The organism is Flagellimonas chongwuensis, from assembly GCF_013376415.1.
Taxonomy (GTDB): domain Bacteria; phylum Bacteroidota; class Bacteroidia; order Flavobacteriales; family Flavobacteriaceae; genus Flagellimonas; species Flagellimonas chongwuensis.
In genome coordinates, this window is sequence record NZ_WYET01000004.1 from 1,133,558 (window position 1) to 1,148,760 (window position 15,203).

8 protein-coding genes are annotated in these 15,203 nt (G+C 41.1%); all 8 read right to left on the minus strand.

The genetic code is table 11. The features are described from left to right. Window positions 1-35 precede the first annotated feature (35 nt). On the minus strand, window positions 36-1,247 hold the full coding sequence (locus GUA46_RS12150; RefSeq protein ID WP_176620708.1) for a glycoside hydrolase family 76 protein: 1,212 nt from the start codon (window positions 1,245-1,247) through the stop codon (window positions 36-38). A 9-nt stretch (window positions 1,248-1,256) separates the two neighbouring features. Then, on the minus strand, window positions 1,257-2,492 hold the full coding sequence (locus GUA46_RS12155; RefSeq protein ID WP_176620709.1) for a SusE domain-containing protein: 1,236 nt from the start codon (window positions 2,490-2,492) through the stop codon (window positions 1,257-1,259). Further along, window positions 2,492-4,063, minus strand: a complete 1,572-nt coding sequence (locus tag GUA46_RS12160; protein ID WP_176620710.1) for a RagB/SusD family nutrient uptake outer membrane protein — start codon at window positions 4,061-4,063, stop codon at window positions 2,492-2,494. Before GUA46_RS12160 ends, GUA46_RS12155 begins: the two co-directional genes overlap by 1 nt. Window positions 4,064-4,074: 11 nt before the next feature. Beyond that, entirely contained in the window at window positions 4,075-7,182 is a 3,108-nt protein-coding gene (locus GUA46_RS12165) for a SusC/RagA family TonB-linked outer membrane protein (RefSeq protein ID WP_176620711.1), read from the minus strand. Between the two features lie 83 nt (window positions 7,183-7,265). Next, window positions 7,266-8,936, minus strand: coding sequence for a class I mannose-6-phosphate isomerase (locus tag GUA46_RS12170; protein ID WP_229418495.1), 1,671 nt, complete (start codon window positions 8,934-8,936; stop codon window positions 7,266-7,268). Window positions 8,937-9,212: 276 nt separating this feature from the next. Beyond that, window positions 9,213-9,941, minus strand: coding sequence for a GntR family transcriptional regulator (locus GUA46_RS12175; RefSeq protein WP_108244894.1), 729 nt, complete (start codon window positions 9,939-9,941; stop codon window positions 9,213-9,215). 117 nt (window positions 9,942-10,058) lie between these two features. Beyond that, complete coding sequence (locus tag GUA46_RS12180; RefSeq protein ID WP_176620712.1) at window positions 10,059-12,461, minus strand: PA14 domain-containing protein; 2,403 nt, start codon at window positions 12,459-12,461, stop codon at window positions 10,059-10,061. 125 nt (window positions 12,462-12,586) lie between these two features. Continuing rightward, window positions 12,587-14,773: a GH92 family glycosyl hydrolase gene (locus tag GUA46_RS12185; protein WP_176620713.1), complete on the minus strand. Its 2,187-nt coding sequence runs from the start codon at window positions 14,771-14,773 to the stop codon at window positions 12,587-12,589. Window positions 14,774-15,203 lie beyond the last annotated feature (430 nt).

Genomic DNA, 15,203 nt, shown 5'->3' on the forward strand with positions numbered 1-15,203 from the left:
TTATTGGAAAAACAGTTTTTCCGTTCAACATCTATTTATGATTCATTTTCATATAAGGCCACGACCCCGTAAGCTTCTATCAAAGCTGCTTGATGAAGTAGCCAATAGTAACGGCCTTCACTATTACCTGACCAGTCTTCAAAAAACTGTTCCTCGGCATTTCTTGCATTATCCCACGCATAATCCATGTTTTTAATAAAAACGTCTATGTATTCATCCGTCTTTGAATCATATTCCGATAATTGTACAAAAGCGGACAATAGCTCTACATTGAACCAAGAATCGTGGGTTTGGTAAAATATTTGCCCATTGACAATGCTCGTAAACTTGGAATAGGCAGACCGTGCCGTGGCAATGGCCTCGTTCAAGTATTCTTGGTCATCGGATATTTCATAGAGGTTTACCCCCGCCATAATCATCAAGGCTGCATTGTAAGTCCACTTTGTAGTATTTATTTGCTCTGTTGCTATATTGATATCGTTCCAATATAGATTATCGCTGGGATCTCTTAAGGTATTATAGTTCCACTCGTACACCCGTTCCGCAAAAGTTCTGTACTGTGACTCATTGGTCAATTGGTACATTTTGCTGGTCACATAAGCTGCATATGCACTGGTATTGGCCGCTTTCATACAATTGGCCCCTCCTGTACAATTGGTGGATTCCGCCTCAAACCAGTACAATCCTCCTCCCATTCGTGAATCTTCACCGGACATGATAAATTCTGTAACGGTCTTGGCCCTGTTCAAATAAAAGGCATCCCCTGTAAGCTCGTAAGCTTTGATGAGCTCCATGGCCACAATGGCACTATCATCATAATAATGATCGGTCTGTCCCTCGGTCACTGGAGCTGCTTGGTAAGTGGGTAGAACATTTCTGTCATCATAATATGCCTCAAGACCGGAAAACTCCTTGTCCAAAATAGACCTGTCGTACCCTAGTTCATAAAGTACATTACCAGCCGTGAGCATTCCTACATAGGGCCATAAGTAGCTATAAGCAGGATCTCCTGATTGTGACGGGAAATTTTCTTTATATAGATTTTCTTTCTTATAAAGGGATTGAATCATATCATAAACGGCCTTGGCCTTTTCTTTATGGCTCAAGGATTCCTCTTCTTCAGGAACCGGGTTCTCCGTTTCTTCGTTTCCTTCTTCCAACTGATCCTCGATTGAGGGGTCGCTGCTACAACCGACCCCCCATAAAAACAACAGGGAACAAAAAAATGTAATTTTTGAACTTATCATATTCTGTAATTATTCTTGTATTAATTCTTGGTAATAATTTTCAGCCTTGGGATCAAACACTACCCTGACGGTAAAATTTGCACCGTTCAAGGCATCTGGAAATTTCCAAGCTCCTTGCCAATAGGCGGCCTCTGGTCCCAAGAAATACACATTATTGTAATATTCCGGTTCGCCTCCGTTGGGTCGTCCATTGTATCCTTCAAGCCCGGGAACCAAAGAGCCGTTCATTGCTTCGTTGTGCATACTTCCCAGATAGGAAACCTGTCCATCTCCCAGTTGAAATTGATATCGGTAGCGTTCTTCCTCCCAACCTAACCAATCCGGTGCATCGGGGGATTCTGGCGTTAAGAATTCAAAATAGGCGTTGGTAGCTTCAAAAGTATGATTTCCGACGTATTCAAGGTCTGCCTTAACCGCTTGATTGGCCAAAATATACAATTGAATGTTAGAAATTTCGACAAAGGAAATAGTGGCCTTAGCCAAATCCATACGCACTCTGTACACACCCTCTTCCATATCAAAAGTAGTAGGATCATCCCCTGATCGGATCTTTCCTTCCGAATTGATATAATAATGGGTCAGGTCTTCCGCCGAAGCATTGTTTCCATTAACGATATAAAATTCGCCTGGGGAAAGGTGGGTAACCGATTCAAAAACACCAGGTTGAAAATTATCATTGGGCAATTGATTGGAAATCTGCTTGAATGCCACTGCACTTGGAATATCGGATGCTTCGGTAGCTGAACCGTATACGTACATGTATTCCGGAAATATCGCCAGTCCTTCAGGTCGAGTCAAACTAAGTGTAGAAGGCTCGGTGAAATTTTCCCTGAAATAGCTACTCGAGGCTTCCACCGTCCATGCCACATCACCTGTTTCCAATTGTTGAATGCCGGCTTCGGCCGCAATGATGTTCAAACGCGACGTGCTCATGGTAAAGGTGGTTGCCCCACCACCGTTGTCGGAAGGTGAAGTATATATTGGGTCGCTAAAATCCCCACCAGGTCTATCGAACTTTATGGTGTATAATATGGTACCACCATCATTGGCCTGTGCCGGGGTCCAAGAAAAGATGATATTGTCACCATTCTCAAGGTCTATCTCAATAGTCTCGCTATTGCTTGGGCTTTCCAAGGAACCCGTTAGTGCAATTTCAGGATCTAAAGTGTAATCGTCATTATCACATGAAATCAATGTCATGGATAAAACCATCAATGTCAAAAGTGACTTTAGTATTGTTTTCATTACCAATTAGGGTTTTGGGTTAGATTATCATTTATATCTCGCTCACTAAGAGGAATGGGCCATAAATAATGTTTTGCGGGATCAAAGCTTCTCTCATCCACTCTAATGTATCCATCGTCCACTATACTGTCGTCTGTTTTAACACCATGGGCCCAACCGTTGAGCACTTCTTCGGCAATTTCCCATCTTCTGATATCGAAAAATCGATGTCCTGCTTCAAAAGCTAGTTCTATTCTTCTTTCGTTCCGTACAATTCCCCTTAACAGGTTTTGGTCATTTCCGGGAAACACAAGCGCATCCCCTTGAAGTCCGGCCCTTGCTCTTATGGCTCCGATGGTAGCATCCCAATCGGCCTGACTGAATGTTCCCAACTCTATTTTTGCTTCAGCTAAATTCAGGAGTACTTCCGCATAGCGGATTAAAATTAGATTAAGACCTGAATTTACTTGGTTCCGGGCCATGGGATCATAGAACTTGTGCACATAATACCCTGTAGGCGTACTGTTGGATGAATAGTTCAATCCATCTGGTTCATCGCCTGGGGAAGTACCTATTACTATATCATTGCCTTCAAAATCTTTCATGGTGTATTCATCATGGATAATTGTCGCGGATAATCTTGGGTCACGATTTTGATATGGACTGTTCTCATCATAATTTGCTTCTGGTTCATCAATACTGTATCCATTGATGGTTGGATAGGCATCCACTAGTTCTTGCAAAGGGGAGAAATTGGCATACCCTCCCAAACTAGGCGGTATCAATGAATATTGATTGTTGTGTTCCCTAAATGTAGGGATGTACTGAAGGCTCAATAAAATTTCGTTGGCTGATTCATTTTCTGTTTTAAAAAGATCAGCATAGCTGGGAAACAACGAATAATCACCCAACAGCCCTTCGGCCAATGTTGCTGCCATTTCATACTCTCCATTGTACAGATGAACCCTGGATTTGAATGCTATTGCCGCATCTTTGGTTATTCTACCACTTTGATCGGCAGGATAGCTGCTCGGAAGCCCATTTATCGCCGAAGAAAGCTCATCGTAAATAAATGCCAAAATGGCCCCGCTATCGTCCCTTTCAAGGGTAAGCGACTCTTCTATACTAATTTCATCCGTAATTAGAGGGACATCGCCATACAGTTCTATTAGGTTGAAGTAGTGCCAAGCTCTAACAAATCTCGCTTGAGCGGTAACAGCCGTTCGTTGGTCTTCGGTGATTTCCTCAACCTCATTAATGTTGTTGAGAAATATATTGGTTCTACGTATAGCTTCATATCTCCCGGACCACACACCTGCCACTACGCCATTGGCGGTGCCGTAACTTCCGCTTGCAATATTACGGTACTCTTCCATGGCCTTGGTGTAGGCGTCATCTGAAAGTGCATTAAAGTATAGGTAGTCTTGTGCTGACATCAAATCAGCATAAATCGAGTTCAGGAATATTTGCGCATCCTCCTCGGTATCCCAATAATTCAATTCGCTCTGCGAATCCATTGGGGAGAGATCCAAATCTGAAGAGCATGCGGAAAATATCCATATGACACTTAGAAATAAAAATATTTTTTTCATGATGTTTTTTTTTAGAAATTAATGTCAAGTCCCAAAGAGAAGATTCTGGACACGGGGTATACCCTTCCACTTGCCCCTGTGTTCTCTGGGTCTACGCCAATAGCGTTCAACGGACTGAATGTGGCTATGTTCAAGCCGGTGAGGTACAATCTGATTTTGCTCAGTCCCATTTTCTCAACTGCTAGATCGGGTATGGTATACCCCAATTGAATGTTCTTGATTCGAAGGTAATGGGCATCAAAAATGTAGAAATCAGATTTTGCCGCGTTGTTCACCGATTCTGCACCGACTGTAAGCCTTGGATATGAAGCATCCATGTTTTGTGGGGTCCAACGATCAAGATGACGATTGAACACCGGTCCTTCGTTACTGTTATGGAACGCCTCAATTACCTCTCCCCGCAACCATTGTTTTCGCTGTCCCACACCTTGAACAAAGATTGAAAAATCAAACCCGTTCCAATTGGCGGCATACGTTGCGCCGTAGGTATATCGAGGAAATTCGTTGCCAAGGATAAAACGGTCGTTGTCATAATCGATTTGTCCATCTCCATTGCGGTCAACATATTTGATATCCCCGGGATCTACATCATTTACAAAAATTGGAGTAGCGCTATTGGCGATTTCTTCATCTGTGTTAAAAAAACCATCGCTCTTCAACGCGTAGTAAGAATTGATGGAATATCCTTCCCGTAAAATGGTATTGACATCAAAACCATTTATAAACTCGCGACCTCTGAGGTCTTCAACCTCATTCTTGTTATCAGCAACATTAATATTCAATGAATGGTCAACTTCACCTGTTTGGAACCTATAACCCAAACTCAATTCCCAACCTCTGTTTCGTACCGATCCGGCATTTTGGAAAGGTTGTCCTAGACCATAAGTCCCCGGAACTGGCAATTGGAGCAATATATCCTCGGTGAGATTATCAAACAACTCAACGGTTACATCAAAGCTTCTATTGAACAAGGATAGGTCTATACCCAAGTTTTTCATGGTTGATGTCTCCCATGTCCTATTACTGTTGCTTACGGAGTAATAAGATCCGGAAACAGGCACGCCACCAAAACTGTAAACATTACTATTGATGTTAACCAAACTTTGATAGCCATATAGATCGTTGATATCCTGATTGCCCAACTGCCCCCATGAAGCCCTTACTTTGGCAAAAGAGACAAAATCAACGGATTCCATAAAAGTTTCATTGCTTATGGTCCATCCGGCAGAAATCGAAGGGAAGACACCCCAACGGTTCTTCGATGAAAATCTGGACGACCCATCGTATCTAATATTACCATTGATTTGATATCGACTATCGTAGGAATATCCAATTTTACCAAAGAAGGATTGGATAGACCATTCATTTCCAGAACCATTGGCACTCTGGATATCACTGGCATTGCTGATTACTCCAAACTCATTTCCAGGAATATCGATTCCCGTAACACCAAAAAACTCACTTTTGAAACTTTCGGACGAAGCTCCCAGCATCATGTTGAAGCTATGCTTTTCATTAAAATCCTTGCTGTAACTAGCCGTCAAGAAAGGATTTAAATACAGGGACCTATTATAATTATCGGTTACTGAATTTTCATTGTTTCCCCCTCCTGGGTATGCAAAGTCTATTGCCTTTCTAAACTGATGCGTTTTATTGCTGGTTAGATTACCTCCCAGCACCCCTTTAAGAATCAGGTTTTCAACGGGTTCATATTCAATACTAAAATTCCCCAAAAACTCATCGTTTTGATATTTGGTGGTTCCCCCTACCTCAAGTTGCGCCAAAGGATTGCTGTTACTTCCGCTTACAAGCGTGTAATCACCATTTTCGTCCACAATGTCATAAATGGGAGGTATACGCATAGTGGGCTCTATGATCCACTCTTCAAAATATGCATTGTCCTTGATATCATTTCTAGCAAATGACATACGTCCGCCCAACTTTAATTTATCATTGACCTGTTTTTCCAAATTTATTCTGGCGTTATATCGTTGATAGCCGTAATCAGGACCTTTGAACATGCTTTCTTGATCCACATAGCCGAGCGACACCAAATAGTTAAGACCATTTTCTGCACCGCTCATGGACAGGTTGTGGCTACTTTGCAGTGCCATATCCTTGTAAATTTCACGGTTCCAGTATACATTGGGACCATTTTCTTTGTAATCCAAAATCTGTTCCGGTGTAAACGCAGGTTGAAAACCAGAGTTTACCAAAGCCTCGTTACGTAATGTGGCGTATTCCCAGGAAGAGGCAAATTCAGGAAAATTGGTAGGTGTTTGCACTCCATAAGATCCTTGGTATTGAAATACAGGCTTTCCCGACTTCCCTTTTTTAGTAGTCACCAATATCACACCGTTGGCCGCACGGGAACCATAAATTGCGGATGAGGCAGCGTCTTTAAGAACACTTATACTCTCAATATTGTTGGGGTTCACATTATTTAGAGAACCAATTACACCATCAACTACAATTAAGGGAGTGTTTCCATTAATGGTACTTACACCCCTAATGTTTATCTGCGGCACAGAGCCCGGTCTAGATGTTGTATTTTGAATAATCAATCCTGGCGACTCTCCTTGTAACGCCTGATAGGAATTGCTCACAGGCTTTCCCTGAATGGCCTGCTCGTCAATGGTACTAATGGCCCCAGTAAGATCTGCCCTTTTTTCCGTACCATACCCAACCACTACAACCTCGTCCAAATTCGAGGTATCCGATTCAAGCATTATGGTCAGCGGCGTATCGCCTTCAACCATGATTTCTTGCGGTTTATATCCAATATATGATACAAGTAGGACATCCCCTTTGTTTGCAGTAAGGGAAAATTGCCCTTCCATACCGGTACTGGTTCCGTTGGTGGTTCCCATAACAAGGACATTGGCCCCAAATATGGGTCCCAGTTCATCTGTTACCTTACCACTAACGTTAATTTCCTGTGCGAATCCACCATAGGTGAAAAGCGCCAGCAAAATTACGGTAGCATAAGATCTTTTTACAACAAAGCCTCTCTTGCTGTCCACCGTTGCTGGTGCAACTGTCAGCTCATTTGAAGGAATTCCCGAAAAGAACCTCCAAAAATGGCATCCATTCCTTAAAAAGTTAGTTATTGATTTCATACGTTTGTTTTAAGCTAATTTTTAGTTTTCTGTGTGCGTTTAGTTGTACTACTCAGTGCGTTTTCGTTTGTTTTTCATGGTATTTATTTTAGAAATGCGTTTATGACTTTGGCCCTACCTTGACCCAAATTTTTCAACTTGAAGCTTTTAGCAGCAGCTGGAACAACAAAAGTTTCGGCATAAGCAAGTGTTTCCACATGACCATTTTCAGTTTCCAATTGAATCCGGTCACCTTCGACCAACATCATTACCTGACATGAGTTTTCGGTACTTCTTTCAATAAACACATCGAATTCAAGTCTTCTGACGTCATAGAAATGATCGGGATGGGTTGGGTAATTGGTAATGGCATGATCCGAGGTCTCTTCGGCCACATAGGTTTTAGAGAAAAGTTCATTGGTGACATTTTCTCCTTTTCTATCAAAATTCAAGTTCTTAAAGGCGTGCTCGATATTGATTGGACGTGGTTTTCCATTGAGATCCAATCGTAACCAATCGTACATTTTGAAGGTGAAAATATATGGGGTGGCGCTGATTTCCAATACCATATTCCCCGATCCCGCACTGTGTACGGTACCATTAGGAATAAGGTAAAGCTCATGCTTTTTGGAAGGATGCTTTTGCACGTAGTCCACAATGTCCAATTCAATATTTTCCTCTTGACTGCGCTCAAGGTCCTCTTTGAATTTTTGAGGATCAATATTTTCTTGAAAACCGAGGTAAACACAGGCGTCTTCCTTGCAATCCAAAATATAATAGCATTCATCCTGTGTTATATTCTCCCCAAATTCTTCCTGAATGTAAGTAAGGCTGGGGTGACATTGGATGGATAGATTCCCTCCTTCATAGGTATCCAAAAAATTGAAGCGAATGGGAAACTCGGTTCCAAAGGTTGCTTGATGCTTGCCCAACACATTTTTGGATTCTTGGTTCATCAGAAAATCAAAAGAAATCTCGAGAAGGTTGCCATCACTTTCAAAAAGCAGTCCATTTTCGGGAACGATCAAAGAGAATGCCCAAGCATAATTGACGACATCTTTGTTCAAACCAGGTATGTGCCCCTTTATCCATTCACCTCCCCATGCTCCTGGTTCAAACCAAGGCCTTACCCTGAATACAGAAGCGGCCATCACTTTAAGGGCTTCCTTGATATCGTTCATGTGCGACCATGTAATTGTATCTTGGAACTGTGCATCTACAATGACATCTATTTTGGAGGCCAATCTCTCTTTTTCTTGGTTCAAAACTACCCAATCAATAAAGTAGTAATGTTTGTACATTTTAAAATCCACATTGGAAGTGGATATACCCAAATTGGTTACTGAACCAGCCCTCATTCGGTACTGCAATTCATTTTTGGGCAAATCAAAATAAACCAACGGGCAATCCCAATCTACTAAACTGGCACCGCTCCCGTAAACTATATTGATTACACTTTGATTATTGGGCTTGACAGTCTTGAGCTTTTCCCTATCAAAATAATCCAAAAGGTAAAAATCACATTTTCTCCCCCATACCGATTCCTCTTCCCCTAAAAAGGGATCGACCATGGATGCAATTTTATTTTCATCCTTTAAACATGCCTTAATTGCGATGGCATTGACTGTAAAACCCTTGCTTTTAACGGCATCACATATTTTATGTACCACAATCTCCCATGCCACTCCTGAAAATCCATCAAGGCAAACTGTTTTGTGTTTGATGATAAAATCTGCAAGCCCTTCATAACCTTCGAAAATTTTTCCGCTTTCCATCTGATGCCGCGGGTAAATATCATAGTGGCCCTCTTGATGCAGGCTTGAAACTTGAGTAGGGGGTAATATATATTGGTCGGTCTTACGCTTTATTCCCAATGTGCTTTTGCTTTTTTCTTGGTTCTGAATCATTAAATCAATAAATAAATTATAATGTACTTATGTACAAACATAATAATTTATTTTATTTAAATCATGATGTTTTGATAAAAAGTTGCTTTTGTAATTTGGAAAGTGTTTGATTATCGAGGACAATATTAGGAATTTAACAATTCCCTATCGACTACTTTCAACCGAATAAATAAAACTATCGGATTTATAGTAGCCAAAATTGAACTCAATGGGTCGTTCTCCTTGATCAAAAACAAATCGTTTTCTGAACAACACAGGAGTTCCTATTTCAATCTCAAGTTTTTGGGATACCAACTCATTGGATGCTGTTGCGCTGATTTCTTCTTTAGATAGTGATGCTATTGTTGAATGCTCTTGTTCAAGCATTTCATACAGGGGCATTTTAAAATCCTCCTCCCCTGTTAGCCCGATTCGGGGATGAAAGTAGGATACAAAATAAACAAAAGGCTCATCTGGCTTTCCTCTTACCCGTTCCATCTTAAGAACTTTTCTATCTTCGGGAATATTAAAAAAATCAACAACATTGGAAGGGGGCTTTACCCAAGTTAAATGCAGCTCAAAATTCCTTATCGGAATCCCCCTTACTTTCATTTCCTGCGAAAAGCTCAACCAATTATTGGAACGCGAACTTACAGGCTGTGGTGCAACTCGAGTACCTGCCTTTTTCTTTCTGACCAACAGTCCCTCAAATACAAGCTTTTTGACCGCTTGCCTCACCGTAGACCTAGAGATTGCCAATCGTTTGCTCAATTCAACTTCACTGGGAAGTGTCTTTCCTTTTTGGTATTCCTCCTGCGCTATTAATTCACGGAGCAATTGCTCAACTTGGGCGTGCAAGGGAACTGGACTTTTGTGGTCTATTTCAAATTTCATTTGGCATCTATATTATAATACGGCTTTTTAATGTTTGCACATACAATCAAAAATAACACTATATCAACGTTTTTCATTTATATGCATAACATTTAAAAAAAACTTGGGAATACTCTATTAGTTATGTACATAGTTGTCGTTTGACAAATCCTTGCCATCCGGTCCTATGATTTTTACATCTAATCCTAATCCACCCTTAGCTTGGAAATAATGGAGCTTTAGTTTATGATATCCTTTTTGAAGCGGTAGATCTATCGTTTTGGTATCCATGGCGTGGTGCCCATCATGTTCAATGACCTTCTTATCATTGATCCATAGCATGGAACCATCGTCCGACGTCAAATGAAAGGTATAAATACCATCCTCCATAAGGCGAACGTACCCATCGAAAGTCAAGCCAAAATCGCTCTCCCGAGTTGCTTTGTTCAAATCAATGCCGTCTGCAATACCCGTTTTCAATGATTCAAGTTGACTAAAATCTGGGAGATAATCCCATTGCCCTTGATAATAGGAATATTTCAAGCCCTTCTGAAAATCTTCACCCAGTTGAAACTGTGGTGGATTCAAGGAGTCAGCCTTTTCAAACCGCTTCTGGGTAACTTTACTCTTCTTATCACCATTGATAGACCTCGCCTTCAGCAAAGATGTTGCATTAATCTGTATTGGTTTGGTATATATATTTGAACTTTCTGTTGGATCTGAACCGTCTAGCGTATAGTATATGGTCTCTCCTTTTCGATTTGCCAATGAGATTTTCTCATGATCCAAAAACATAGAGTGATCGGAAGAAATGACTACCGGGGAAACCATATTATCGTTATGAATATTATAAAGGAAATCCATTGGCAATTTTATGACTTCGCGATCATAGGTGACCAGACCATTTACTTCTCCTTCCACATCGGATAGCTGCGTGTACACCACTGCGCTTGCGGCCTTGTCCTGCTTCATTTGCCATACATTGTCCCACAGCTCTGCGTAAGAGTTTTTAAATTCCAAGGTATCTGTCATTTCACGGTAGCCCCAATTGTTCGACTGCCACAGATGTTCTGGAACCGCCAATCCAAGGCCACCAAATTCTCCCAATACGGTCGCCCGTTCTTCTTCCACCGGGTAAATATCAGGGCCGGGATAGCTGTGCATGTCAATAATATCCCCCACGTTATGATCTGTCCAGCCGCTGGCATTGCTCACCAATCTTGTTTCATCCATATCTTCTACCCAATGGGTAAGCCTTTCTGTGTCGTACTGTCCCCACCCTTCATTGAAAACGACCCACATCACGATGCTCGGGTAGTTATAAAGGTCATCCACCATGGCTTTGAGTTCACTTTCAAACTGCTGCTTGTCTTTCGGGGTAAGCCTTTCTTCAAAATCTTCGTGTGGGTAAACTTGCGGCATATCTTGCCAAACCAGCATTCCCAATTTATCGCATAGGTAATACCATCGTTGACTTTCGGTTTTCGCATGCTTGCGCAACAAGTTAAAGCCCATCTTTTTAAAGGTTTCAATATCCCATATATAAGCTTCTTCTGTAGGGGGGGTCATCAAGCCATCCGGCCAGTATCCTTGATCCAGCACACCGACCTGAAAATAGGGTTCGTTGTTCAATAGAATCTTGGTATCATTGTTTTTATCCTTTCCCAAACTGATTTTACGCATGGCCACATAGCTGGAAAACTCATCGGTAATGGAATCATCATTGACCAATTGTACTTCCAAATCATACAGAAAAGGCTGCTCTGGGCTCCATAATTTCGGCTCTGGGACCTGAAGTATAATATGCTCTCCTGGAGAACCTTCTGTTTCGGCAACCAATTGTTCTCCATCTTTTAGGACCAACTTGATGGTTCCATTTCCTTTTGTGGCTTCAGCAAAAAAATCAATTTGACCTTTATCGATATCCGATTCCACTTTGAAGGATTGAATGTGGTTGGACGAAACTGGTTCGACCCATACCGTTTGCCAAATACCGGTCGTGGAAGTATAAAAAATCCCTTCAGGCTTCTTTACCTGCTTTCCTACGGGTTGTAATCCATCATTGGAAGCATCATGAACCCTGACCATCAATTCTTGCTCACCTTTAGTTAAATACTTGGTGATGTTAAATGAAAAGTGGTCGAAGGCACCCTTATGCTCTCCAATTTTTTGTGTGTTGACATAAATGGTTGCGTGATAATCGACCCCCTCAAAATTCAATATGACTTGATCATCCCAATCCTCCGGTACCTTAAATGTTTTGCGATAGAGGAGGTCATCCGTTTTTTCTTGCACTCCGGAGAGATAGGATTCCACTGCGAATGGAACTAAAATAGTATCCGAAAGTGCCGTACCAAAAGGAATGTCTTGCTTTGGAGAAGTATCAACTTGCCAAAATCCATTCAGATTCATCCATTCCTTACGTTGTTGAATAGGTCGGGGATACTCGGGCAAAACATGATTTGGGTCTACTTGGTCTGTCCATCTAGTTTTTAAAATGGCTTCGGAACCCTTGTCCGACCCGACTTTTCTTTCCTCCATTTTACAGCTAGTCAACAAAAGAAGGAATAACAGTCCTGTTTGTAAAAGATATGATTTCATAATCTATTAAATGAGTTTCGGTTGTTCTATCTAAGGTATTTGTTTCATGGCAATTAACTTTGCTATTAATTCTTTGTTCGAATTAAAACCTCTCCTCCCCTTTCAAATATGGAATGATCAATAAAGTAGCCATCTATTTTTGTTCCATCGACATGTATCTCTTCGAGTTCTCTCGTCCCCCCTTCCCTTGTGAGCTTCAAAATCTTATTGCCCTTCAAGTGCCAGGTTACCGTGTCAAAAATGGGAACAGTAACCAGATATTCGGGGTCCGTAGGAGAAAACGGATATAGACCCAATGCATTAAATACATACCAAGAAGACATTTCCCCGGCATCATCCATACCGGAAAGTGCCAGACCTTCTTTACCAATTCCATAATAGTCGGACAATAATTTATCGATGACCGCTTGGGATTTCTCTGGCTTTTCAATAAAATAATAAGAGAACGGAGCCTCGTGCCCTGGTTGGTTTCCTTGGCTATATTGCCCCATAAACCCCGAAACATTTCGTGCAATATAGTTGGGGTTCCATTTATAGGTAAAGAGGGAGTCCAATTTCTCCTCAAACTTTTTACTGCTTCCGTATTGGTCAATAAGGCCATGCATATCGTGGGGCACAAAAAAGGAAACCTGCCAGGCATTTGCCTCTCTGTACATATACTCGTAATACGGGTATTCTGGATTGAAGGGAGTGATCCAATCTCCATTTGCCAATCTACCCCGCATAAAATTGGTTTTCTGGTCGAATACGTTCTTATAGTTGTTAGATCTATCAAATAAATCTACCTGCCGTTCCGAATCCCCCATTTCTTCTGCCAATAGCGAAAGTGAGTAATCATCGTAGGCAAACTCCAAGGTTTTGGACACCCCTGCTTTTCCTTTTGATTCCGTGTTCGGTTCCTCTATTTTTGGGTCTGAAATATATCCTAGTTCCATATACTCGGTTATATACGGACGAGTCCCCCCTTCTTTATATGCATTGTTAAGTAGAAGCTCATATGCTTTTTGCACATCAAAATCTTTTATGCCACGCAAATAAGACCCCGTTATGAAAGATGCTGCATGATCTCCGTGGAAAAATGTGGGGATAAATCCAGTAACCTTTCCCCTGTCGATAAGCGATTCAATGACATCCGATGTTACTTCCGGCCTCAAAATTTCCATCAACACTACTTTATTTCTATAGGTATCCCATAATGAAGGTATGGTGTAATACTGAAAATCCTTATTCTTAATATTACCCGAAGCATCCACAAAGTCTCCATTGCTGTCACTTCTTAATGCTGGCCATAAAAAAGATTTATAAAGTGAGGTGTAGAATATTTCCTTTTCCTTTTCGGATCCGCCTGTAACCTCAATTTGATTTAGAAAATCCGACCATATTTTTTTACCCGCTCCAAACACATCATCAAAAGATTTAGGGCCAACTTCTGCATCCAAATTCAGCTTTGCATTCTCAACATTAACATAGGACAATCCAATTTTCATGGTCACCTTTTCCTTACTGTTCTCCTTTAAATCCACAATAGCATATCCTTTGGATTCTCCAAGGTTGGTCAATGCAATGCTATCAATATCACAATCAATTCGGGCGAAAAAATGAATTTTATCCTTTCCCACCTTCTGAAAACCACTGATTTCGTTGGATGATACTTTGGAAATCTCCCAATCGGAAACATGGTTATTGGCCTTTCCCAAATCAAACAATATTCTTTTTCCATCAGCCTCCCCGTAATGATACTCATGAATGGCGGCCCTAAGTGTTGAAGTCAATCTTACATTGATATCATAATTCTGTAAATAAACCTGATAGAAATCGGGGGAAGCCGATTCATTATCATGTGAAAAAGTGCCTTTGTAGGGAGCTTTTGCTCGGGAAGAAATAGGCAGAACTGGTAGATTACATAAATTCCAGTGTCCCTTGTTGGTATGGGCAAATCCTAAAATTTCAGTATCCTCATACTCGTAACCTGCTCCTGTACCATATTCCGTGATTGGGCTTAGCTGTACCATAGCGTTTGGCAATGATGATCCTGGATAAGTCAAACCTGCCCAAACCCTCCAATCCTTTGGAGGAGTATATCCGATAATCTCCTCATCCAACAGAGGCGCTGTCCCTATAAATGTATTAACATATTCGTAAGGTGTTCTATCAAGATGTGCAGATTCACTATCTGATTTGGTTTTATCCGTTTTACAAGAACTTAATATCACGGATATACATAGAAACAGTAAAGGTTGTTTAATTTTCATGGTATTGGTTAAAAGAGATGAAATACCCGCTTGTTGGCTGTTCAGCAATTATTTCTTCTAAATAAATATGGGAATGTTTTATTATTATGTACGAACATAATAATAAATTTTGATATTCTAATTATCAAACCCGGGAAAAACAATTGGCCTAAAACAACAACTCTCAAAAGGCTTGTTCCAATTTCTTCGACTATACTTAAAAAACAGGCCCCTTTAAGGAGCCTGCATCAAATTAACTAAACTAACTCAAATCCACTTTATGTACTATTTTCCATAAAGAAGGTTCGGCTATTCTATATAAATCATGTGATCAAATTACCGTCTTCGTCCCATTCTGCGATGACGCCCCGCTTGCTCTGGTCCACGCACTTGGCCAGCCATTCCTCGTCGTAGGCCACCCCGTGCTGGTCAAGGACGTCCTGTGGCACCC

Bases quoted from the DNA above. Each gene is read 5' to 3' on its own strand.
- GUA46_RS12165 (WP_176620711.1), bottom strand. From the start codon at position 7,182: ATGAAATCAATAACTAACTTTTTAAGGAATGGATGCCATTTTTGGAGG.
- GUA46_RS12175 (WP_108244894.1), bottom strand. From the start codon at position 9,941: ATGAAATTTGAAATAGACCACAAAAGTCCAGTTCCCTTGCACGCCCAA.
- GUA46_RS12150 (WP_176620708.1), bottom strand. From the start codon at position 1,247: ATGATAAGTTCAAAAATTACATTTTTTTGTTCCCTGTTGTTTTTATGG.
- GUA46_RS12170 (WP_229418495.1), bottom strand. From the start codon at position 8,936: ATGGAAAGCGGAAAAATTTTCGAAGGTTATGAAGGGCTTGCAGATTTT.
- GUA46_RS12180 (WP_176620712.1), bottom strand. From the start codon at position 12,461: ATGGAGGAAAGAAAAGTCGGGTCGGACAAGGGTTCCGAAGCCATTTTA.
- GUA46_RS12185 (WP_176620713.1), bottom strand. From the start codon at position 14,773: ATGAAAATTAAACAACCTTTACTGTTTCTATGTATATCCGTGATATTA.
- GUA46_RS12155 (WP_176620709.1), bottom strand. From the start codon at position 2,492: ATGAAAACAATACTAAAGTCACTTTTGACATTGATGGTTTTATCCATG.
- GUA46_RS12160 (WP_176620710.1), bottom strand. From the start codon at position 4,063: ATGAAAAAAATATTTTTATTTCTAAGTGTCATATGGATATTTTCCGCA.